A 22,251-nucleotide genomic window follows, 5' to 3' on the forward strand; every position below is an offset into this window, starting at 1 on the left:
CTCGTGTCCAAACTTTCAACCGCCGCGCGCCGGTTGCTCATCGGCCGGCCGTTTCGCAGCGACCGGCTGAGTCACACGCTGCTGCCCAAGCGGATCGCTTTGCCGGTGTTCGCCTCGGACGCGCTGTCCTCGGTGGCGTACGCGCCCGAAGAGGTTTTCCTGATGCTGTCGGTGGGCGGCTTGGCCGCGTACGCGCTGACGCCGTGGATCGGCCTCGCGGTGGCGGCGGTCATGTTGGTGGTGGTCGCCAGCTATCGGCAGAACGTGCACGCCTACCCGTCCGGGGGCGGCGACTACGAAGTCGTGACCACCAACCTGGGCAACACCGCGGGCCTGGTGGTAGCCAGTGCTCTGATGGTGGATTACGTTCTCACCGTTGCGGTTTCGACGGCATCCGCCATGTCGAACATCGGCTCAGCTGTCCCGGTGGTCGCGCAGAACAAGGTGTGGTTCTGTGTCGCCGCAATCCTTTTGGTGACCGCAATGAATTTGCGCGGGGTTCGCGAGTCGGGGCTGGCTTTCGCCATCCCCACCTACGCGTTCATCATCGGCGTGATTGGCATGGTCGGCTGGGGGCTGTTTCGAATCTTCGTGTTGGGAAACCCGTTGCGAGCCGAGTCCGCGCATTTCCAGATGCATTCCGAGCACGGAAAGATCGTCGGGTTCGCGCTGGTGTTCTTGGTGGCGCGGGCGTTCTCCTCGGGATGCGCGGCACTGACCGGTGTAGAGGCGATCAGCAACGGGGTGCCGGCGTTCGAAAAACCCAAATCACGCAACGCGGCAACGACATTGCTGTTGCTGGGTGCTATCGCGGTGACGCTGTTGATGGGCATCATCGTGCTGGCCAAGACGCTTGGGGTTCAGCTCGTCGATGATCCCGCGACGCAGCTTTCCGGAGCCCCGCCCGGCTACTACCAGAAGACCTTGGTCACGCAACTGGCTGAGACGGTGTTCGGCAGCTTCCACATCGGGTTCCTGCTGATTGCCGCGGTGACGGCACTGATCCTGGTGCTGGCGGCCAATACCGCGTTCAACGGGTTTCCGGTGCTGGGTTCGGTCCTGGCGCAGCACAGTTACCTTCCGCGCCAACTGCACACCCGCGGCGACCGGTTGGCGTTCTCCAACGGAATCCTGTTTCTGGCGGGCGCAGCGCTCTTGGCGATCATCGCGTTCCGCGCCGAAGTCACCGCGCTGATCCAGCTCTACATCGTCGGTGTGTTCATTTCGTTCACGCTGAGTCAGATCGGCATGGTCCGGCACTGGACCCGGTTGCTGCGCACCGAGACCGATCCGCGGGTGCGGCGAAAGATGATGCGCTCGCGGGTGGTCAACGCGGTGGGGTTGCTTTCCACCGGCGCGGTTCTGGTGGTCGTGCTGGTCACCAAGTTCCAGGCCGGCGCGAAATACGCCATCGCCGCGATGGCTGTTCTTTTCCTGATCATGAAGCTGATCCGCAAGCACTACGACAGCGTCAGCCGCGAATTGGAGGACCAAGCCGCCGCGCATGGCGACGATGTCGTGCTGCCCAGCCGCAATCACGCCCTGGTGCTGGTGTCGAAGTTGCACCTGCCCACCCTGCGTGCGGTGGCCTATGCGCGAGCCACCCGCCCCGATGTGCTCGAAGCGATCACCGTAAGCGTCGACGACGCGGAAACCCGTGAGCTGGTGCACAAGTGGCAGGAAAGCGACATCAGTGTGCCGCTGAAGGTCATCGCCTCGCCGTACCGTGAAATCACCCGTCCCATACTGGATTACGTCAAGCGGGTCAGCAAGGAGTCACCGCGCACGGTGGTGACGGTGTTCATCCCCGAGTACGTGGTGGGCCGCTGGTGGGAACAGCTGCTGCACAACCAGAGTGCGCTGCGGCTCAAGGGCCGGTTGCTGTTCATGCCGGGCGTGATGGTGACGTCCGTGCCCTGGCAGTTGACTTCGTCGGAGCGTGTCAAAACTCTGCAGCCGCATGCCGCTCCGGGTGACGCCCGCCGGGGAATCTTCGATTGACACTTCAATCTGCCTGCGCCGAGCTGACTTTGGTAACCGGTGCGCCTGCCAACGGCGGCAGCTGCGTGGCTCATCATGAGGGCCGGGTGGTGTTCGTCCGCTATGCGCTGCCCGGTGAGCGGGTGCGGGCGCGGGTCACGGCGGACCGCGGATCTTATTGCCACGCAGTGACTGTCGAAGTCATCGATGCGTCGGCCGACCGAACGGAGTCACTGTGCCCGATCGCCGGTGCGGACGGCGCCGGCTGTTGCGACCTGGCATTCGTCACGCCGGATGCGGCTCGTCAGCTCAAGGGGCAGGTGGTGGCCAATCAGCTGCAACGGCTCGGCGGCCACAGCTGGAGCGGGCAGGCGGAGCCGTTGTCTGATTCCGGGGCCACCGGTTGGCGAACGCGGGTCCGGCTCGAGGTGGGCCCTGACCGTCGCCCGGGCTTTCACCGCTACCACAGCGACGAGCTGGTGGCCGAGCTGCGCTGCGCGCAGCTCCCGGACGGAATGCTCGACGGGCTGGACGCGCCGGACTGGCCCCCCGGCGCGCAGCTGCACGTCGCCCTCGACGACGACGGCACCCGGCATGTGGTCCGCACCGTGCGTCACGGGAAGCGGACCGCTACCAAGGTGATACAAGGCGACTACGAGGCTGTGCAGCGGATAGGCCGGCGCACTTGGCAGGTGCCGGTAACGGCCTTCTGGCAGGCGCATCGGGCCGCCGCAAGCGTTTACAGCAGCCTTGTCGTCGACTGGGCGCAACCTACCGCGGGCATGACGGTGTGGGATCTCTATGGCGGCGCAGGTGTTTTCGCCGCGGTGCTGGGCGAAGCGGTGGGGGAGTCGGGTCGGGTGCTCTCCGTCGACATTTCCCGCGCGGCCGGGCGGGCCGCCCGGACCGCACTGGCTGACCTGCCGCAGGTGCAGGTCGTCACCGATTCGGTGCGCCGCGCCCTGGCCGGCGAACAAATCAGCGACTCGAAAGCGGAACTGGCGGTGCTGGATCCGCCGCGCTCGGGCGCCGGGCGCGAGGTGATCGACCTACTGGCCGCCGCCGGGATACCGCGCGTGGTGCACATCGGCTGCGAGGCAGCCGCTTTCGCGCGGGACATTGGCCTGTATCGCAGCCACGGCTACGTCGTCGAGAAGCTCAAGGTGTTCGATGCGTTCCCGCTGACCCACCACGTCGAATGCGTAGCGCTGTTGACCTCCGCGCCGAATGGGCGATAAGGCTGCGTTTTTCCTATGGCTTTTCTACGGCTTTTCTAGGGCGAGATCCGCCGTTTCCGCGTTGCCGGATTCCAGCGTCGTCGGTATGACGGCGGTGATACGGGTGCCGCGTCCGGGCGCGGTGTCGATGGTGAGGTCACCGCCGATGGCTGAGAGGCGGTCGGTCATGTTGGTCATTCCGGCGCCGATGGTTGCGGCGTCGAATCCCTGGCCGGTGTCGCTGATCGTGAGGGTCAGGGTGCGGTCGTCGGCATCTGCGGTGATCGTGACCGTGGTGCCCTCGCCGCCGTGTTTGGTGGCATTCTGCAGCGCTTCGCTGCAGCAGAAATAGAGGGCGGCCTCGGTGGACGCGTCGTATCGGCCGAGGCCGTGCAGATTCAACTGCACGGGGATGGGGGCGTGGGCGGCGACCGCCGGCAGGGCCGCTGCCAGACCGCCGCTGACGAGCAGCGGGGGGTAGATCCCGTGGGCGAGTCGGCGGATCTCGGCGATCGCCGTCTCCACCAGACCGGACGCCTCGGTGAGCAGCGGTTGATATCGGTCCGGCCCGGCGGTGCGAGCGAGCTGGATGAGCACCGCCAGGGCGGCGAGGTGTTGTTGGGCGCCGTCATGCAGATCCCGCTCCAGACGGCGCCGTTCCTCGTCGGCGGCGGTGATCAGCCGGCCGCGTGACGCTTCGAGTTGGGCGGCTCGCTCGGCGAGCAGTTTCTCCGATGTTCGCAACGCGTTGGCGTTATTCCACACAATCACCAGGATGAGAAGCGCATTGACCGGCATCGCTGCGACTATGAACGAAGTCTCGATCCAGCGAGGCGCGTGCACCACGGCGACATTCTGAAAGCGCGCTATTGCAGCCAGAGCCAAGACGCAGCCTGCGGTGATCATGGTGAACGCCAGCCCGCGCTGCCGGCGGATGTAGGGCTCCGCGAAAACGACGGGTATCAGCGCCGCGAGCACCATCACCGGCAGCAGGACCGGCGCTACGAACGTGATGAGTAAAACGGCGATCCAGTTACCGATACAAACCAGCGTGATCGATTGCTGATATCTGCGGTGCCGTGCCAGGCGCAGTCCGACCACCAGCACGGCAGACTGCGCGGTGCTGATCCCGGCGATGGCCAGAAACCAGGGGGATCGCAGCACATATTGGTACTCCCAGAGCGGCAGCATCACGCCGGTACCGAAGTACATGGCCAGATAACCGTAACCAAGGAACAGCTGAAAGCGTTCCGCCTTCAGGCGGTAAACGAGGTCGTGACCCAATAAGGACGAGGACCGGACCGCGGCGTGCAGTAGCACCTTCGGCACCCGCCAGTAGGGCACCGACGCGGCCGGATCCGCCGGCCTCAGTGGGGTGCTCGCCATAGCCGGGTGAGCAAATCTGGACTCAGGTGCTCTTTGTGCAGGTAGGCCGCGGCGCCGCAGTCGAGCGCCCCGGCGGGAAGGTCCTCGAGGTCGTAGGTAGACATCAGCAGGACCATCAACTCCGGGTGTGCTGCCCGGAGACGGCGCGTGGCTTCGATGCCGCCCATTCCCGGCATGTGAATATCCATCAGCACGATCCCGGCGTCGCGGTCCCGAAGCAGTTCGATCGCGGATTCGCCGGTTTCGCATTCGCCGGCCATGACGAAATCTTCGCTGGCAGCCACGGTGGCGGCGGTAGCGAGCCGGAAACTGGCCTGGTCATCGACCACCCAGACTGGCACTCGTTCGTCCCGCACGTGCGCATTATGTGCAGCCTGGCCGGCCCAGACCAGGGTGTACACACCACACTTCGCAAGGCTGTCGACGCTCACCGTTTCACGCCGAGACGTCGTCGAGGAACATCAGCACGGCCTTGACCCGCCGGTCTACTGAGTCGTCGACGGTCAGGCCCAGCTTGGCGAAGATCGAATTGATGTGCTTTTCCACCGCCCGCTGAGACAGCACGAGTCGTTGCGCCACAGTGCGATTACTGAGCCCGGTTGCCAATTCCGCGAGCACCTCGCGTTCCCTGGGGGTCAGCCGGCTCAGTGTTGCCGCGGAACGCGGCTGAGCCAGCAGCGCTTCGACCACCAGCGGATCGAGCACCGTGCCACCGGCAGCGACCTGGTGCACCGCCTCGCTGAGCTGTTCGAAGTGTGAAATACGTTCCTTCAACAGGTATCCGCGGGCCGCCGTACCGCCGTCCAGAAGGCCCGCCGCGTAGCTCGGATCCGCATATTGCGACAACACGATCACCCCGGTGTCCGGATGCGCGGTGCGCATCCACCGGGCCAACCTGATGCCCTCATCGGTCGACGTCGGCGGCATCCGCACATCGGTGAACAGCATCGTCGGTTGATACTTTTCGATCAGTTCGACGGTGGAGTCGTAGTCTTCGGCAACGCCGACGACAGTGACGTCGGGGTCGGTCGACAATGCCCGGGAAACGCTATCTCGGACCAACAGGGAATCCTCGGCAATGAGGACCGAGATCGGACCACTCACCTTGCTGCCGTCCTTTCCCGGTCGTTCACGATCGCGATCACCGTCGCAGCTGGAAGTCGGTGTCGTCGGTGAAATTATCCGAGTATCGGCGCCGGTTCGCTCGACTAATGCACAAACCGATGGCATTCCACTACACCATTTCTGCATGGCGCGGCGCGGGCGCGGTGAACCTGGCCGTCAACGTTTGCTCCGGCTGAGCGGGAGTCGGTCGAATCGCCGGCAGCCGCGGACTCGGAGCGCGTTGACCTCGGCGACGGTGATCAATCGTTCGTCGCAGGCTTGCCAGCCGATATCCACCCACAACGTGCGGCCTGAGGTGTCGGTTCTCGGGATCATCGTGGATTTGACCTTTCTGCGCGGGGGTCGTATCGCCACTGGCGACACCCTCACCATCAGGTCGCGGATATTGCGCATTGCAAGTCGTCCCTTACAGCTCTTTGTCGACATGACACCGGTTCTTTACGCGCCGCCATAGCCCGTGGCTGCGGTGGCTGCACAACCATGGTCGGCGGCGGTCGCGGTCCACGGCAGCCTGCCGGCACCACGATTTGTGGTGGTGTGCGCACGGTGGTGCGTGCACCAATCCCGGGCCTGTGTACACCCGGGCGTGCACATCACTGCCAAGTGTGGTGTGTGCTCTCTCGCCCCCGTCGCGCTGCCCGACGAAACTTCATCGCATCCGAGGCTGGTCCACCCGCGACAAGCCCACCCGACAAGGAGGCGTGAAATGCCGCAATCAGCAACGACATCCGCAGCAGAACCCGATGTCATCCAAAACGTTGAACCGCCCGCGGTGGAAGACGCGGCGTCTCCGGCGCCCGTCCTCATCACTGAGCAGGAGGTCGCGTTCAGCACCGCGGTGGCCCTGTCGCCACGGCCGGCATCGAAATCCCGACGGTTGTTCGACGCGATCCGCGCTGCCGGCGCCGCATTGCGTCTGCCGCCGCCGAAAAACCACCTCCCGCAGTCCAACAGGTACCTCGAACACGCCCGTATGGCTCGCGAGATGGAGCGGCTGTGACCCGATGAAACCAGCAGCGGCGCAACGGGATTCAGGGCAATCAGGCCAACACGAAATACCGCAACCACAGGTAGATCGCGGATATCCCGATGGAGATCGCAGCGACGATGGCTCCCTTGCGGGTGAATTCCCAAAAGGAGATCGGGTTTTCGGCGCGGCGGGCGATGCCCAGGATGACCACGTTGGCGCTGGCACCGACGGCGGTGAGATTGCCGCCGAGGTCGGTGCCCAGCACCAGCGCCCACCACAGCACCTGCGGGTGCGGGCTGCCCGCCATCGAATGCACCAGCTGGCCGACGATCGGCGCCATGGTCGCCGCGTAGGGCACGTTGTTGATGATGCCGCTGAGCACGAAGGACACGATGAGGATCAACATCGTGGTCAACAGCGCATGGCCACCGGTGGCTTCGGTGGCCATGCGCGCCAGTTGGCTGACGACGCCGGTCTTCACCAGGGCGCCCACCATGACGAACAGCCCGGTGAAGAACAGCAGCGTGTCCCATTCGACACCGGATAGGTAATCGGAGTGCTCCAACCGGGAGATCACCACGAGAATGCCGGCCCCCAACAGCGCCACGACGGAGGGCTCCATGCGAAGCGCCGAATGAGCGACGAATCCGATCAGCACCGCCATCAGGACAGCACCGGACTTGATGAGCAGTTGCGGATCGCGGATGGCCTCGCGTTCCTCCAGCGACATCACGTCGGCGACCCGCTCGGGTTCGACGTGGAACGCGCCGGGAAAGAGGCGCGGCAACAGTGCGATGAAGACGCCGGTGATGATGATCACCACGGGTGTCACGTGGATCAGAAAGTCGTTGAAGCTCAGACCTGCCCGGCTGGCGATGATGATGCTGGGCGGGTCGCCGATCAACGTGGCCGTGCCGCCGATGTTCGACGCGAACACCTCGGCCATCAGAAACGGTGCCGGCCCGATCGCCAGCCGGTCGCAGACCAGCAGCGTCACCGGGGCCACCAGCAACACCGTGGTGACGTTGTCAAGCAACGCCGAAGCGATCGCGGTGACCAATACCAGCAGGATCATGATGCGCAGCGGGGAGCCCTTGGCGCGTTTGGCCGCCCAGATGGCGATGTACTCAAACACACCGGTCTTGCGCAGCACGCTGACGATGATCATCATGCCGAGCAGCAAAAAGATTACGTCCCAATCGATCCCGGTGTCGCGGGAGTAGAAGACGTCGTCTGACCTGATCACCGGCAGGGCGACCACGATCGCCGCACCCGTCAGCGCCACCAACGTCTTGTTGATCCGGTCGCCGGCGATCAGCGCATAGGCGACCACGAACACGGCGATCGCTATGTAGTTCATCGAGATTCCTGTGCTGCTGTCCGCAGCCGACCTGTCACTGCATCCGATGCGATCAAGATTGCAGGGCCGCGTCCAGGAGGCGCGATGCAGTGATCACGCCGAGCAGGCGTCCGCCATCGACTACCGCGAGTAGGGGGCTGCGCAGCCGCGCCATGGTCGCGGCCACCTCGATGATGGTGTCGTCGGCGTTGACCGGAGGAACGTCGATCAGGTGGTCCGGCAGCACATCGCGTACCTTTTTGCCGCGCAACTTCTCCGCACAGCGGTCGGCCATCGACTCGTTGAGTACGCCGGCCAGCGAGGGATCGTCCTGGACGTAACGGGGCACGATGAATCGCACCACTTGCGAGGCGGGCAGCACCGCGTACGGCTTTCCCGCCGCGTCGGTGACCAAGAGCCCGGGCAGCCGGTGCTCGGCGAGGGTGCGGGCGGCGTCCAGCGCGTCGGAATCGATCGTGACGGCGGGAAAGTCCTCGGCGAAGTCCTCGGCGCGCATACGGCGACGATACGTCGGAATCGCAGGTGGGGTGTGGTCGGCACCCAGGCGTCATGGCGAGCTCCGATGGGTCACAGTGACTTCAGTGCCGACCAGGCTTCCCGGCTCGCCGCAAAGTGACGCTACCAAAGAATGTGGCGGCGGCGACTGTTCAACAAGGGCGCTGTTGCGGTCGCTGCGTAGACTGGCTGGATGCTGGAACAGATCCGCGGGCCCGCTGATCTGCAGCACCTTTCCCAGCGGCAATTGCGCGGCCTGGCTTCCGAGATTCGCCAATTCCTGATCCACAAGGTCGCCGCAACGGGGGGGCACCTGGGCCCGAACCTCGGTGTCGTCGAGCTGACGCTGGCGCTGCACCGGGTATTCGACTCACCACACGATCCGATCGTCTTCGACACGGGTCACCAGGCCTACGTACACAAGATGCTGACCGGCCGCTGCCAGGACTTCGAGAGCCTGCGCAAAAAGGGCGGGCTGTCGGGGTATCCGTCGCGCGCCGAGAGCGAACACGACTGGGTGGAGTCCAGCCACGCCAGTGCGGCGTTGTCGTACGCCGACGGCCTGGCCAAGGCTTTCGAGTTGACCGGACATCGCAACCGGCACGTCGTCGCGGTGGTCGGCGACGGCGCCCTCACCGGCGGCATGTGCTGGGAGGCACTGAACAACATCGCTGCATCGCGCCGCCCGGTCATCATCGTCGTCAACGACAACGGCCGCAGCTACGCGCCCACGATCGGTGGGGTGGCCGACCATCTGGCCACGCTGCGGCTGCAGCCGGCCTACGAGCAGGCGCTGGAAAAGGGTCGCGATGCGGTGCGTGCGGTGCCGCTGGTGGGCGAGGTCGTCTATCACTTCCTGCACAGCGTCAAAGCCGGGATCAAGGATTCACTGTCGCCGCAACTGCTGTTCACCGATCTCGGGCTGAAGTACGTCGGCCCGGTGGACGGGCACGACGAACACGCGGTGGAGGTGGCCCTGCGCAGGGCCCGCGGGTTCGGCCGCCCAGTGATCGTGCACGTCGTCACGCGCAAGGGGATGGGCTACCCGCCGGCCGAGGACGACGAGGCCGAACAGATGCATTCGTGCGGCGTGATCGACCCGGCAACCGGCCTGGCCACCAAGGTGGCCGGTCCGGGGTGGACGGCGACGTTCTCCGACGCACTGATCGCCTACGGCAAGAAGCGCCGCGACATCGTGGCCATCACCGCGGCCATGCCCGGCCCCACCGGACTGACGGCGTTCGGGAAGAAATTTCCGGACCGGTTGTTCGACGTCGGCATCGCCGAGCAGCACGCGATGACGTCGGCGGCGGGGCTGGCGATGGGCGGCCTGCATCCGGTGGTCGCGATCTACTCGACGTTTCTCAACCGGGCCTTCGACCAGATCATGATGGACGTGGCGCTGCACAAGCTGCCGGTCACCCTCGTGCTGGACCGGGCCGGTGTCACCGGAAACGACGGCCCCAGCCACAACGGCATGTGGGACCTGTCGATGCTCGGCATCGTGCCCGGTATGCGGGTAGCCGCGCCGCGCGACGCCACCCGGTTGCGCGAGGAACTCGGCGAGGCGCTGGACGTCCACGACGGTCCGACGGCCCTGCGGTTCCCGAAAGGCGATGTGGGCGAAGACGTTCCGGCTATCGAACGGCGCTCCGGCGTGGATGTGCTGGCGGTGCCGGGCGGCGGCTTGAACCACGACGTGCTGCTGGTGGCGGTGGGGGCCTTCGCGCCGATGGCGCTGGCGGTGGCCAAACGGCTGCACAACCAGGGAATCGGAGTGACGGTGATCGACCCGCGCTGGGTGTTACCGGTGTCCGACGCCATCGGCGAACTGGCGGCACAGCACAAACTGCTCGTCACGCTGGAGGACAACGGGGTCAACGGTGGCGTGGGTGCGGCGGTATCGGCCGCGCTGCGCCGCGCGGAGATCGACGTGCCGTGTCGCGACGTGGGACTGCCGCAGGAGTTCTTCGATCACGCGTCGCGAGGTGAGGTGCTGGCCGATCTCGAACTGACCGACCAGGACGTCGCCCGCCGGATCACCGGTTGGGTTGCCGCACTCGGCGCTCCGCTCGGGTCTGAAACCGAGGTCCGCGAGACTCTCGACTAGCCGTCGTTCGGCGCCCGAGGTTTGGGGTCGCGCCGAGATCGACGCTGGCGCGGCTCTTCCTCGGACTTCTGCGCGCTACCGTCGATCTCGGCGCCGGCGTTTGGCGTCAGGGCCGCGGCCAGCGCCGGGACGACGAGTTCTCGCTGCCAGGTCCGCGCCTGGCGGAGACGCAATTGCTGCTCCACAGCCTCGGCCGCACTTCCGGCTTGTTCCGAGATGGCCTCCCAGTCCCAGCACAGCCGCCGCACCAGTTCGGGCAAGATCAGGTTCTCGACCGGCACCCTGACCCGCTCTGACACTTCCGCCAGGGCCGCCCGGGCAGCCTCCAGCCTGGCCGCGGCCTCTGGTTTGCGTTTGCTCCACCGCGCCGCCGGCGGCGGCCCGTTGGCCGGTTCGGCTTCCTCCAGCGGATTGGGGCTCTCCCGGGCCGCCTGCAACGCCGACAGCCACATTGCAGCGCTGCGGCGCTGGTTGCGGCCGCCGAACACCGGCAGTGCGACCAGATCCTCGATCGTCTTCGGGTCGGCGATGGCCGCGTCGATGATGGCCGAGTCAGGCAGGATGCGACGCGGCGCGATGTCGCGGCGCTGGGCGATGCGGTCACGCGCCGTCCACAATTCCCGAACCGCCGCCAAGGCGCGCGGGTCACGTATTTTGTGGATCCCCGACGTCCGCCGCCAACGCTCCCGCCGGACGGCCGCCTCCCGCTCCGTCTCCCGTGCCTCGAAGCTGCGGAGATATTCGAATTCCTCTGCGGCCCAACCAGTTTTGTCTTGCTCGGCCAGCACTCCCGCGATGGCGCGCCGCAGCTCGATGAGGAGTTCGACGTCCAGGGCCGCGTAGTTGAGCCATTCCATGGGCAGCGGGCGCTTGGACCAGTCGGCAGCGCCGTGGCCCTTGGCCAGGCCGAGGCCCAGCAGTCGCTGGACCATGGTCGCCAGGTTGACCCTGTCGAATCCGGCCAGCCGCCCGGCGAGCTCGGTGTCGTACAGCGCCGGTGGCCGCAGGCCGACCTCGGCCAGGCAGGGCAGATCCTGATCGGCGGAGTGCAGAATCCACTCGTCCTGGCCCAGGACCTCGGCCACCGGCCGCAGCACGGTCAGCGGGTCACCGCCGTGGCTGACCGGGTCGATGAGCACGGTGCCGGCGTGGGCCCGCCGGATCTGAATCAGGTAGGCCCGGTTGGAATAGCGGAAGCCCGACGCGCGCTCGGCGTCCACCGCGAACGGTCCGCTGCCGCGGTCCAGGAGAGTTGCGGCCGCCTCGATATCGCTGGCCGTCACCGACAGGTGCGGTAGCCCCTCGGCAGGATGCAGTAGCGGGGTGGGTTCCGGTTCGGTGCCGCCCGGAGAATCGGTCTCCGGCGGAGACGGCTCGGGGCGCATGTCAGGCGCGTGACCGCGAGCCCAGGTCGGTGACCCCGGCCGGCGGAATACCTGCGGCGTGCTCCAGGACGTCGCAGAACGCCTCGACGTGGGCGCCGAGGTCCGGAGTTGTCGCCGTCCATGACGCGCGCAGTTCCAGCTGGTGGGCGCGCGGCGGTCCGGAGATGTCGCCATAACGCACCGACGTGGTGGCGGTGACCGTGCCGCCCAGCGCAGTGACCTGCTCGGTGCGCGACTGAAGCGCATCGACCAGCCAGCTCCAGGCCACCTCGGGCAGCAGGGGGTCTACCGCCTCGTGGGAGTCCAGGTCGGCCTGGATGTAGGCGACCAGGCGGATGGTGCCGTCCCACGCGTCGGAGCCGTCCGGGTCGTAGAGCAGGATCAGCCGGCCGAAGGCGTCGCCCTCGGATCGCTCGGGGACAATCTCGACGTCGGGATGCTTGACCTCGGCGCCCAGCGCGTAGCTGTACGGCGCCAGTCGCTGCGGCGGCCGGATGGGGCCGAGCTCGATTTCGGGCCGCACGGTGACAGCGTTCATGGCCGCTACCGCTTCGCGGAACGGGGCCGGTTCGGCTGCGGAAGTCACAAAAGGACGGTAGACCCATCCCCCGACACGCCGCGACAGGCGCGCCGTTTTTGTGCTAGTGGGGCGGTTCTATTGAGCGTCGGACCCGAACCGCGCGGGGCGCTTCTCGCGGTGGGCGGCGAGCCCTTCCCGCACGTCGGGGCCGCCGAACCCGATGAATTCCAGCCCGAGCGACGTCTCGAAAGCCGGCCCGAACATGCGGTACCAGTGGTTGAGGCTGTGTTTGGTCCAGCGGATCGCGTGCTGGGCCCCGTTCGCCAGGTTCTCGGCCAGCCGTGTCGCGGTGCCCAGCACGTCGTCGTCGTCGACGCAGGTCGAGACCAGCCCGATGCGCTCGGCTTCTTCGCCGGACAGCGTCTCGCAGGTGAGCAGGTAGTACTTGGCCTTGGCCATGCCGACCAGCAGTGGCCAGCAAATCGCCGCGTGGTCGCCGGCCGCCACCCCGAGCCTGGTGTGACCGTCGATGATCTTCGCGGTGCGGCCCGCCACCGAGATATCGGCGAGCAGGGCCACCACCAGCCCGGCGCCGACGGCGGGGCCCCTGATGGCCGACACCACCGGTTTGTCGAGGTTCACCAGGTTGAGCACCAGGTCGCGGGCCTCGCGCATGATGCGGACACGGCCCTCGTAGTCGCCCATGGTTTCCTCGATCAGATCGAAGCTGCCGCCGGAGGAAAACGCCTTGCCTTCGCCGCGAACCAGGACCACTTTGACGTTGGGATCGCGGTCGATCACCGGCCAGATGTCGGCGAGATCGCGGTGCATCTGCGGCCCGACCGAATTGAGCCCCGGCGCGTCGAGAACCAGAGTCAGTACCCCGCTATCGCCGGGTTCGATTCGCAGACTGGGGAATTCGTCATAGCTGATTGGGGCGTGGCGCACTGGCATACGTGGATGCTACGCACGCCCCGATCTAGCGGCCGTGCCCGCCTCCGCTTTGATGTCGCCGCGAACAATGCGTTCGGCCAGACGGGAAGCCAGCGCCATGATGGTCAGCGCGGGATTGGCGCTTCCCTGCGTGGGACACACCGAGCCGTCGGTCAGGAACAGATTGGGCACGGCCCAGGTCCGCTGGTCGGAGTTGACCACGCTGGTCTGCGGGTCAGATCCCATCCGGGCGCCACCGATGAGATGTGCGAATCGCTGAATGGTCAGCACGTCCTGCGCGTCGGCGGCCTGCAGGATGTTTTTGATCACGTTCGTCGAGTACTCCATGTTGGCCTTGTCGTTGTCCGACAGGGTGTAGTCGAAGCGGGCGACAGGAATTCCGTAGTGATCGGTCGCTTCAGCTCCGGAGGCCAGGGTGACCCGGTTGTCCGGGTGCGGAAGCAACTCGTTGAGCACCCCGATGGTGGCCCAGTGGTTGTAGTCCCGCATGTATTCGCGCAGCGCAGCCCCCCAATGGCCGTCGGCAAGGACGTGTTCGGCCCATCCGATAGGCATCGGCGAGACGGTCTGGATGGAAAATCCGCGGGCGAACCCACGTTGTGGATCGGTTTCGTAGAACTGTTCCGACGACACCTCCGGCGGCGGCGCCTTGTACATCCGCAGTTCTTCCGGCCACCGGCCCGCGGTCTGCGATGCACCCTGCACCATCACGTATCGGCCGACCTGGTCGTCGTTGTTGCACAATCCGTGCGGGAATCTGGCGCTCGTTGAGTTGAGCAGGAGCCGCGGAGTCTCGATTGAATAGCAGGCTATCGCAACCACTTTGGCACGCTGGCGGCGCTCCTTTTCCCCGTGCTCGTCGAAATAGACCACCCCGCAAGCATTTCCGGCATCGTCCAGCTCGACACGGCTGGCCATGCAGTTCGCCCGGATCTCGACGCCGTGGGCCAGCGCGTCGGGCAGGTGCGTGACGAACGGGCTGGCCTTGGCGTTGACCTTGCAGCCCTGCAGGCAATACCCGCGGTAGATGCAGTGCGGCCGGTTGCCGAAGGTGCCGTTGACGATTCCCACCGGGCCGACCCGCATCTCGATGCCGAGTTTGATGGCGCCTTCCCAGAGCCGCATGGCAGCTCCGGTCACCGGATGCGGCGCGAAGGGGTAGCGATGCGGATCGCCCCATGGCCAGTCTTGGCCTGCCACCGGCAGCTCTTGCTCCAGGCGCTGGTAGTGCGGACGCAGGTCGGCGTAGCTGATCGGCCAGTCGGCGCCGACGCCGTCCCGGGTGAAGGTTTCGAAGTCGCTGGGGTGAAACCGCGGCGTGTAACCGGCGTAGTGCACCATCGATCCGCCCACGCCGCGGCCGGAGTTGTTCTTGCCCAACTCGATCGGGTCGGAGCCGCCGATGATCCGCTTCTGTGTCCAGTACAGGGCGTGCGACCCGGCCTCGTCGGAGACCCAGTCCTCGTCGGGGTGCCAAAACGGGCCGGCCTCGAGTATCACGATCCGCCAGCCGGCCCGCGCCAGTCGCTGGGCCAGCACGGAACCACCCGCACCGGCGCCCACGACGACGAGGTCGACTTCCTCGTCGTCGGAGTAGCGACGCATGGTGGCCTCGCCGGGCAGGTCGCGCGAGTGCACGTCGAGCAGGAATCGGGAGTCGTTGTCCCGCGGCCCCACCGCGCCCTTGAGCAGGCCGCGCCAGAAGTCACCCATCGATGTCGTCCTCTTCCACGGCTTTGACCGGGTCCTCGTCGGTTGCGCCCGGGGTTTCGAAGGGTTCCCGGCTGCCGACGCCGCCGAGCCGCATGAAACCGCGGGGATAGGCGGGGCCGCCGAAGCCGATCTCGTTCCATGCCCAGGGATGGCTGTAGAAAGCGCTGAGCGTCATGCGCATGACCACCGACCAGGCCCGCGAGACGTTCAAGCGCTCCCAACTGCCGCCGGATAGCTTTGCGTCGGCAAACTGCCCGATGATCGATTCCCGGCTGTCCAGGTCGGCAGCCGCGAACGACTCAGCACCCGAGGTCGCCCGGGCCGTCTCATCGAGGGCGGTCAGCACGATGCGCCAGGTATCGCGGTCGTCGGGCATATCGGCGTACTGATAGCCGTCGAGCTTGCCGTCGGCGAGCTTGGCGTCGACGAACTCGGCGACGGGGATGCGGGGCTCGGAATCCTGGGCGAGCACGGTGTCGCAGAACGCCCGCAGGGTCGGCTCTTGCGACGCGTCGAAAAACCGCAGCGGCCCAGGTTCGTCGAGCCGCGCCAGCACCACTTTCCTGGTGGCGTCGTCCCAGCTGTCGACGGTGGCCAGCACGTCATAGTCCGGATAGCGGCCGATCATCTGCGGTGTGGTGCCGCGACGCTGGCGCGGCAGCCACGACGGATGCAACGGCCGTCCGTTAGGCCTCAGGTTGGGTAGATGCTCGCCGTTGGACATGTCCGGCATCGCAGCCTCTCACTTCTCCCGCCGCAGCACGGCGGCCAGCAGGCCCATGCCGCCGACAATGCTCATCAGCCCGGGTGCGGCGATGGGCGGTCCCATCGGCACGTTGTAGCTGGCCATTCCCCAGCCGCCCGGGCGACGTGACACACCGCGAGCATGGAAGTACTGACCCATCAGCCCGTTCGCCGCGTACACGGCCGCCGTGATGGGCAGCCAGCGCTTGGCCCAGCGCTTTGAGAACACGCCCCCCACGCCCGCCACCACGACCGGCGGGGTGACCACGATGGGGCTCCACATCCACTTGTTGCCGAAGCTGGCCTTGTAATGCTCCAGATAGACCTCGGCGGTCGTCACTACCGCCGCGAATGCGGTCAACCCCGACAGCGATCGCTCGAAGCGGCCATGGGCCACGTTCCGCAACACCCGATCGACGAGATACTCCACCTCTTCAACGGGGTTGGCACCCTTTCCCGGCTTGTCCATGAGCAACATCGAGCGTCTCCTTCCGCGGCAGTCGAGGGGGGCGACTGGACTTCGTGAATATGTCGCCGCCTAACGGCGCTTACCCAAAACGGCCGGCCACTAACGGGTCCGGGGCACGCGACTTGGCCGGCGTGGCAGCATTGGGGCCAGTGAATATTCCTGCACGTACCCGTCGCGACCTGGTCCAGTCGCCCTATCTGGCCGCGGTCGCCGGCCGCAAACCCAGCCGGGTCCCGGTGTGGTTCATGCGGCAGGCGGGCCGTTCGCTGCCCGAGTATCGGGCACTGCGGGAACGGCACAGCATGCTGGCGGCCTGCTTCGAGCCGGAAGTGGCGTGCGAAATCACCCTGCAACCGATACGCCGCTACGACGTCGACGCGGCAATCTTGTTCTCCGACATAGTGGTGCCGCTGCGGGCGGCCGGCATCGATCTGGACATCGTCGCCGACGTCGGACCGGTGATCGCCCACCCGGTACGCACCGCCGCCGATGTCGATGACATGAAACCCCTTGACCCGCAAGCTATTCAGCCGGTGCTGCAGGCGGTCTCGTTACTGATCGACGCACTGGACGAGGTACCGTTGATCGGTTTCGCCGGTGCGCCGTTCACGTTGGCGTCCTACCTCGTCGAGGGAGGGCCCAGCCGAAACCACGCCCGCACCAAGGCGATGATGCTGGCCGAGCCGTCGAGCTGGCATGCGCTGATGACGAAGCTGGCCGATCTCACCATCGCGTTTCTGCGCGGCCAGATCGACGCCGGGGTCGACGCCATCCAGATGTTCGATTCGTGGGCCGGCACGCTGTCGCTGGCCGACTACCGCCAGTACGTACTGCCGCACAGCGCCCGGGTTTTCGCCTCGCTGGCCGAGTACGGCGTGCCGATGACGCACTTCGGCGTCGGGACCGCTGAGTTGCTGGGCGCGATGTCCGATGCCCTCAAACCGGCACCGGCGACGGTTGTCGGTGTGGATTGGCGCACATCGCTCGCCGACGCCGCGACCCGCGTGCAGCCCGGGACGGCGCTGCAGGGCAACCTGGACCCGGTGGTGCTGTTGGCGGGCTGGCCAGTGGTGGAACGTGCCGCGCGTGCCGTCGTCGACGACGGGCGTCGCGCCGTGGACGCCGGGGCGGCCGGCCACGTCTTCAACCTCGGCCATGGAGTACTGCCGGAGACCGATCCCGGAGTGCTGACCGAGTTGGTGTCGCTGGTTCACTCGCTATGAGTGCGCGCTCGTATTGCGTTGTCGGTGGCGGCATTTCGGGTTTGACGGCGGCCTACCGGCTGCGGGCGGCAGCGGGTGAAGACGCGACCATCACGCTGTTCGATCCCGCCGACCGGCTCGGCGGGGTCCTGCGCACCGAACTGGTTGCCGGCCGGCCCATGGACGTGGGCGCTGAAGCGTTCGTGCTGCGCCGGCCCGAGATGCCGGCGCTGTTGGCCGAGCTGGACTTGTCGGGGCGCCAACGCGGCACGACGGGCGCCCGACCGATGATCTACAGCCAGGGCGAACTGCACCCGCTGCCGTCGGGCACGGTGGCAGGGATCCCGTCGTCGGCGGCGTCGGTGGCCGGACTGGTCGATGACGAGACTCTCGCGCGGATCGAGGCCGAACCCGGCCGTCCTTTCAGCTGGCAGCCGGGAAGCGACCCGTCGGTGGCCTCGCTGGTGGCCGACCGGTTCGGCGAACAGGCCGTGGCGCGGTCGGTGGATCCGCTGTTGGGCGGCGTGTATGCGGGCTCGGCGGCCACGATCGGGCTGCGCGCCGGGGCGCCCACTGTTGCGGCCGCGCTCGACCGTGGCGCCGCCAGCCTGACCGACGCGGTTCGGCAGGGACTGCCGCCGGCCGGCGGCGGGCCGGTGTTCGGCTCGCTGAGCGGCGGCTATCAGGTGCTGCTGGACGAGCTCGCCGCGCGCAGTCGGCTGCGGTGGGTGCAGGCCGCTGTGACGAAGCTGGAGCCCGGGTGGGTGCTGCACGACGACGCCGGTACCGGCTGGCACGCCGATGCGGTGATCTTGGCCATCCCGGCCCCGCGGCTGGTGGGCCTGATCGAGGATCTGGCCCCGCGCAGCGTCGCCGCGGCCGGCCGGATCGCCAGTGCTTCGTCCGCGGTGATGGCGCTGGCGGTGCCCGCCTACACGCCGTTCCCGCAATCCTCCGGTGTACTGGTCGCCAGCGGTGAGCCGTTGCGCGCGAAGGCGATCACCTTGTCTTCCCGCAAATGGGGCGGGATTGGTGACGCGCAGTTGCTGAGACTGTCGTTCGGGCGGTTCGGCGAAGATCTGGCCGTCCGGACGTCCGACGACGAACTGCTGGCCTGGGCGCTGGACGACCTGGCCGCGGTGTTCGGTGTGGCCGTCGAGCCGGTCGATGTCCGCGTGCAGCGCTGGATCGACGCCATGCCGCAGTACGGCCCGGGTCATGCGGATCTGGTCGCGCAGGTGCGAGCGGGTCTGCCGCCGACGCTGGCGGTAGCGGGCAGCTATCTGGACGGCATCGGCGTGCCGGCTTGTATCGGCGCGGCGGGCAGGGCGGTCACCGGCGTCCTAAAGGCATTGGAGGCGCCCGACGCGCAAGTGGCACGATAGGTGCCATGACCCGGCTCGATTATGAGGCGCTGAACTCGACGCTTCGCTACCTGATGTTCTCGGTGTTTTCGGTACGGCCCGGCGAGTTAGGTGATCATCGCGATACTGTGATCGACGACGCCGCGACGTTTTTCAAGCAGCAGGAGGAACGCGGGGTCGTCGTGCGCGGCCTCTACGACGTCGCGGGACTGCGCGCCGACGCCGACTTCATGATCTGGACCCACGCCGAGCGGGTGGAGGCGTTGCAGGCCACCTACGCCGATTTCCGGCGCACCACCACACTGGGCAGGGCCAGTTCGCCCGTGTGGAGCAGCGTCGCGCTGCACCGTCCGGCGGAGTTCAACAAAAGCCATATCCCGGCGTTTCTGGCCGGCGAAGAGCCCGGCAACTACGTCTGCGTGTACCCGTTCGTGCGCTCTTACGAGTGGTATCTGTTGCCCGACGAGGAGCGCCGGCGGATGCTCGCCGAGCACGGCATGGCCGCCCGCGAGTATAAGGATGTCCGGGCTAACACGGTGCCGGCGTTCGCGCTCGGCGACTACGAGTGGATCCTGGCGTTCGAGGCACCCGAGCTGGACCGGATAGTGGACCTGATGCGGGAACTGCGTGCGACCGACGCCCGGCGTCACACCCGCGCCGAGACGCCGTTTTTCACCGGTCCGCGGGTGCCGGTCGAGCAGTTGGTGAATGCGCTGCCATGACCGCCCCGGACCCGACCGATCCCACTCGTTTCGAGGAGATGTACCGCGACGACCGGCGGTCGCACGGCTTGCCCGCCGCCACGCCTTGGGACATCGGCGGCCCGCAGCCGGTGGTTCAGCAGCTGGTCGCGGTGGGCGCGGTCAAGGGCGAGGTGCTCGACCCGGGCACAGGTCCTGGGCATCATGCGATCTACTACGCCTCGAAGGGCTACTCGGCCACCGGTATCGACGGGTCGGCCGCAGCCATCGAGCGCGCCAAGGAGAACGCGCGCAAGGCCGGTGTCTCGGTGAACTTCGAGGTCGCCGACGCGACGAAGCTGGAGGGCTTGGACAACAGGTTCGACACCGTCGTCGACTGCGCTTTCTACCACACCTTCAGCACCGCTCCCGAGCTGCAGAAGTCCTACGTCCAGGCGCTGCACCGGGCGACCAAGTCGGGAGCGCGGCTCTACATGTTCGAGTTCGGCGAGCACGACGTCAACGGCTTCAAGATGTTCCGGTCGCTGTCCGAGAACAACTTTCGCGAAGTGCTTCCCCTGGGCGGCTTCGAGATCACCTACCTGGGAACCACTACCTACCAGGTCAATATCAGCGCCGAGACGATCGAGATGATGGCCGCGCGCAATCCCGATGTCGCCGAGCAAGCGGCCGAAATGCTCAAGCAGTTCCGGGCGATGGAGCCGTGGCTGGTCAACGGCAGGCTGCACGCGCCGTTCTGGGAAGTGCACGCCAGGCGGGTGGACTGAGCCGGGCTTCGCCCGCTAACTCTCCGTCGGCACCAGGCGCAGCGAGATCGAGTTGATGCAGTAGCGCTGGTCCGTCGGCGTCGGATATCCCTCGCCGGCGAACACATGACCGAGGTGGCTGTGACAGTTGGCGCACAACACCTCGGTGCGCGTCATTCCCATCGAATTGTCGGAACGCAGGATCACCGCGTCGGAGCTCAATGGGTCGAAGAATGACGGCCATCCGCAGTGTGACTCGAATTTCTCTGTGCTGCGGAACAATTCGGCCCCGCAGGCCCGGCACTCGTAGACGCCCTCGGTTTTGGTGTCGGTGTACTCACCGGTGAACGGCCGCTCGGTGCCGGCGCGACGCAGCACGTGGAACTCTTCCGGTGTCAGTTTCTGACGCCACTCGTCATCAGTCAGCTCAAGCTTTGGACGGGTCATGCATCCACGCTAGCGAAACTAGCGGTGACCTGCCGCGCCCGTCTCCGCCGCGCTTGCGATCATCGCGTCTTCCCGGTCGGCGGTCAGCCATGCCGGGTCGATGCCGCCGTCCAGCCGGCTCTCCGCTTTGGCGTCGAGGTAACGGAAGTACAGCACGGTGAACACCACAATCAACAGCAGCGACCAGCCGTAGGTGATCTTCAGGTAGTGCAGGGCGCGGCCGTACCTCATGTACTTGTAAATCAGCCAGTCGTCCAGCGTCAGGAAGCCGTAGATACCCAGCCACGCCGGCCAGTTGCGGATCAGCGAGTTCCGCAGTACCACCGTCATGAGGAACGGGAACAGCATCATCGAGTAGTAGCCCTGGGCCAGGGGCAGCGCCAGCCACGACCACAGCAGCAGCACACCCGACGAGTTGGTGAACCAGAACAGCGGGTCGCGGGTGCGGTAGTAGCGGTAGAGCAGCCAGAGGGCACCGATCGCGATCAATGTGAACCCGACCCGCAGGGCCACGATCAGCCAGGTCGGCAGGCCGAAGTACACGCCGTTGCCCTCGATCGAACTGTTGAAGTAGTCCCGGGTGCCCCCGATGTACGGCAGCGTCTTGGTGAAGAAGTCCATCGGGTGGCTGACCAACGGCAGCGCGGCCAGATTGATCACCACCGGAACCACGATCGCGGTCACCACGGCCCGCCACTGTCGGTTGAGCAGGGGCAGCAACACCAGCGGACCGAGCAGGGGTTTGAGCGTCAAAGTCAGTCCGATCGCCACGCCCGCTAACCACTGGTGGCCGAGTTTGCCGTCCAGCAGCCACCGCAGGAACAGCATTTCGGCCAGCAGGACGCAGCCGTTGATGTTGGTGAATACCAGCGTGCTGGTGACCGTCTCGGTGCAGAACATGGCCAGCAGCAGGGAGGGCGCGGCCACCGACGACAGCGTGAATTTGAACATCCGCAGCAGCAGATACCAGGCGATCAGGATCGCCACGGTGTTGATCGCGATGAACAGATACCGCGACGGCGTGAAGGACAGGTATCCGAACGGCGCCATCAGCAGCGTGCCGCCGGGCGGGTACAGGTAGTGCGGGTCGACGTAGTCGAAATGCTCGTTGTAGATGTCCAGGCCGTGCCGGAAGTTGCTCACCGCGCGGTATACCGGCTTGAAGTCGTCGGTGATGTTGCCGTTCAGCGTGAGCACAATGCTGCGGTGCAGCACCGACAGGATGGCCGCCGGCCACAACACCGAGCGCAGCACAGTCGCGGCGCTGGGCGCGCTGGTGGGGGGACGGAATGCGGCCTGTATCCAATCGCTGAAGCCGGTTCGGGTCGAGTCAGCTGCCGTCACGAGCGAACCGTACACCGGC

The 22,251-nt window shown here is 66.5% G+C and carries 21 protein-coding genes and 1 pseudogene; 8 read left to right on the top strand and 14 right to left on the bottom strand.

The window, feature by feature from the left end:
• Positions 1-3 precede the first annotated feature (3 nt).
• On the top strand, positions 4-2,001 hold the full coding sequence (locus A9W99_RS07800) for an APC family permease (RefSeq protein ID WP_067375465.1): 1,998 nt from the start codon (positions 4-6) through the stop codon (positions 1,999-2,001).
• A complete protein-coding gene (locus A9W99_RS07805; RefSeq protein ID WP_067375467.1) occupies positions 1,998-3,218 on the top strand; it encodes a class I SAM-dependent RNA methyltransferase in 1,221 nt (406 codons plus the stop codon). Before A9W99_RS07800 ends, A9W99_RS07805 begins: the two co-directional genes overlap by 4 nt.
• A 24-nt stretch (positions 3,219-3,242) precedes the next feature.
• Here A9W99_RS07805 and A9W99_RS07810 read toward each other — a convergent pair whose 3' ends face one another.
• The 4 genes from A9W99_RS07810 to A9W99_RS07825 all read right to left on the bottom strand — a co-directional run bounded on the left by A9W99_RS07810 (position 3,243) and on the right by A9W99_RS07825 (position 6,023).
• Positions 3,243-4,583, bottom strand: coding sequence for a sensor histidine kinase (locus A9W99_RS07810; protein ID WP_067375469.1), 1,341 nt, complete (start codon positions 4,581-4,583; stop codon positions 3,243-3,245).
• Positions 4,565-4,939: a response regulator transcription factor gene (locus A9W99_RS07815; protein ID WP_253869667.1), complete on the bottom strand. Its 375-nt coding sequence runs from the start codon at positions 4,937-4,939 to the stop codon at positions 4,565-4,567. The genes A9W99_RS07810 and A9W99_RS07815 overlap by 19 nt, the downstream gene beginning before the upstream one ends.
• Positions 4,940-5,018: 79 nt before the next feature.
• Positions 5,019-5,687 (bottom strand): response regulator transcription factor, encoded by a 669-nt coding sequence (locus A9W99_RS07820; RefSeq protein WP_067375471.1) that lies wholly within the window; start codon positions 5,685-5,687, stop codon positions 5,019-5,021.
• Positions 5,688-5,864: 177 nt separating this feature from the next.
• Positions 5,865-6,023: a hypothetical protein gene (locus tag A9W99_RS07825; protein ID WP_156622999.1), complete on the bottom strand. Its 159-nt coding sequence runs from the start codon at positions 6,021-6,023 to the stop codon at positions 5,865-5,867.
• Positions 6,024-6,414: 391 nt separating this feature from the next.
• Between A9W99_RS07825 and A9W99_RS07830 the strand changes: the two genes are divergently transcribed.
• Complete coding sequence (locus A9W99_RS07830; protein ID WP_156623000.1) at positions 6,415-6,708, top strand: hypothetical protein; 294 nt, start codon at positions 6,415-6,417, stop codon at positions 6,706-6,708.
• A 40-nt stretch (positions 6,709-6,748) separates the two neighbouring features.
• On the opposite strand, the gene A9W99_RS07835 is transcribed toward A9W99_RS07830, so the two are convergent.
• Positions 6,749-8,038, bottom strand: a complete 1,290-nt coding sequence (locus tag A9W99_RS07835; RefSeq protein ID WP_067375477.1) for an SLC13 family permease — start codon at positions 8,036-8,038, stop codon at positions 6,749-6,751.
• A gap of 52 nt (positions 8,039-8,090) precedes the next feature.
• The gene (locus A9W99_RS07840; RefSeq protein WP_067375479.1) at positions 8,091-8,534 is read right to left on the bottom strand and encodes a CBS domain-containing protein; all 444 of its coding nucleotides are present in this window, start codon (positions 8,532-8,534) and stop codon (positions 8,091-8,093) included.
• Positions 8,535-8,726: 192 nt separating this feature from the next.
• Here A9W99_RS07840 and dxs point away from each other — a divergent pair, with 192 nt between their 5' ends.
• Positions 8,727-10,643 (top strand): 1-deoxy-D-xylulose-5-phosphate synthase, encoded by a 1,917-nt coding sequence (gene dxs / locus A9W99_RS07845; RefSeq protein ID WP_067375481.1) that lies wholly within the window; start codon positions 8,727-8,729, stop codon positions 10,641-10,643.
• A 71-nt stretch (positions 10,644-10,714) separates the two neighbouring features.
• Here the strand turns inward: dxs and A9W99_RS07850 are convergent.
• The 6 genes and pseudogenes from A9W99_RS07850 to A9W99_RS07875 all read right to left on the bottom strand — a co-directional run.
• Positions 10,715-12,028: pseudogene (locus A9W99_RS07850) on the bottom strand (HRDC domain-containing protein); the annotation flags it as partial.
• 1 nt (position 12,029) lies between these two features.
• Positions 12,030-12,566 carry a DUF3000 domain-containing protein gene (locus tag A9W99_RS07855; RefSeq protein ID WP_067375578.1) on the bottom strand — a complete coding sequence of 179 codons (537 nt, stop codon included), beginning with the start codon at positions 12,564-12,566 and terminating at the stop codon, positions 12,030-12,032.
• A 117-nt stretch (positions 12,567-12,683) separates the two neighbouring features.
• Positions 12,684-13,502: an enoyl-CoA hydratase/isomerase family protein gene (locus A9W99_RS07860; RefSeq protein WP_067375483.1), complete on the bottom strand. Its 819-nt coding sequence runs from the start codon at positions 13,500-13,502 to the stop codon at positions 12,684-12,686.
• Between the two features lie 9 nt (positions 13,503-13,511).
• Positions 13,512-15,215, bottom strand: a complete 1,704-nt coding sequence (locus A9W99_RS07865; RefSeq protein ID WP_067375485.1) for a GMC family oxidoreductase — start codon at positions 15,213-15,215, stop codon at positions 13,512-13,514.
• Complete coding sequence (locus A9W99_RS07870) at positions 15,208-15,948, bottom strand: gluconate 2-dehydrogenase subunit 3 family protein (protein WP_067375487.1); 741 nt, start codon at positions 15,946-15,948, stop codon at positions 15,208-15,210. The genes A9W99_RS07865 and A9W99_RS07870 overlap by 8 nt, the downstream gene beginning before the upstream one ends.
• A 9-nt stretch (positions 15,949-15,957) precedes the next feature.
• Positions 15,958-16,437, bottom strand: coding sequence for a hypothetical protein (locus tag A9W99_RS07875; protein WP_067375489.1), 480 nt, complete (start codon positions 16,435-16,437; stop codon positions 15,958-15,960).
• 140 nt (positions 16,438-16,577) lie between these two features.
• Between A9W99_RS07875 and hemE the strand changes: the two genes are divergently transcribed.
• The 4 genes from hemE to A9W99_RS07895 are packed head-to-tail and all read left to right on the top strand — an operon-like array spanning position 16,578 to position 20,462.
• A complete protein-coding gene (gene hemE / locus A9W99_RS07880; RefSeq protein WP_067375491.1) occupies positions 16,578-17,651 on the top strand; it encodes a uroporphyrinogen decarboxylase in 1,074 nt (357 codons plus the stop codon).
• Entirely contained in the window at positions 17,648-19,015 is a 1,368-nt protein-coding gene (locus A9W99_RS07885; protein ID WP_067375493.1) for a protoporphyrinogen oxidase, read from the top strand. Before hemE ends, A9W99_RS07885 begins: the two co-directional genes overlap by 4 nt.
• Positions 19,016-19,020: 5 nt before the next feature.
• Positions 19,021-19,716, top strand: coding sequence for a hydrogen peroxide-dependent heme synthase (hemQ, locus tag A9W99_RS07890; RefSeq protein ID WP_067375495.1), 696 nt, complete (start codon positions 19,021-19,023; stop codon positions 19,714-19,716).
• On the top strand, positions 19,713-20,462 hold the full coding sequence (locus A9W99_RS07895; protein WP_067375497.1) for a class I SAM-dependent methyltransferase: 750 nt from the start codon (positions 19,713-19,715) through the stop codon (positions 20,460-20,462). The genes hemQ and A9W99_RS07895 overlap by 4 nt, the downstream gene beginning before the upstream one ends.
• Positions 20,463-20,477: 15 nt before the next feature.
• Here A9W99_RS07895 and msrB read toward each other — a convergent pair whose 3' ends face one another.
• Positions 20,478-20,888, bottom strand: coding sequence for a peptide-methionine (R)-S-oxide reductase MsrB (gene msrB / locus A9W99_RS07900; protein WP_067375499.1), 411 nt, complete (start codon positions 20,886-20,888; stop codon positions 20,478-20,480).
• 18 nt (positions 20,889-20,906) lie between these two features.
• The gene (gene aftC, locus A9W99_RS07905; RefSeq protein WP_067375501.1) at positions 20,907-22,247 is read right to left on the bottom strand and encodes an arabinofuranan 3-O-arabinosyltransferase; all 1,341 of its coding nucleotides are present in this window, start codon (positions 22,245-22,247) and stop codon (positions 20,907-20,909) included.
• Positions 22,248-22,251: the final 4 nt, after the last annotated feature.

It is taken from the genome of Mycobacterium sp. 1164966.3, assembly GCF_001665395.1.
In the GTDB taxonomy this organism is placed as follows: Bacteria; Actinomycetota; Actinomycetes; order Mycobacteriales; family Mycobacteriaceae; genus Mycobacterium.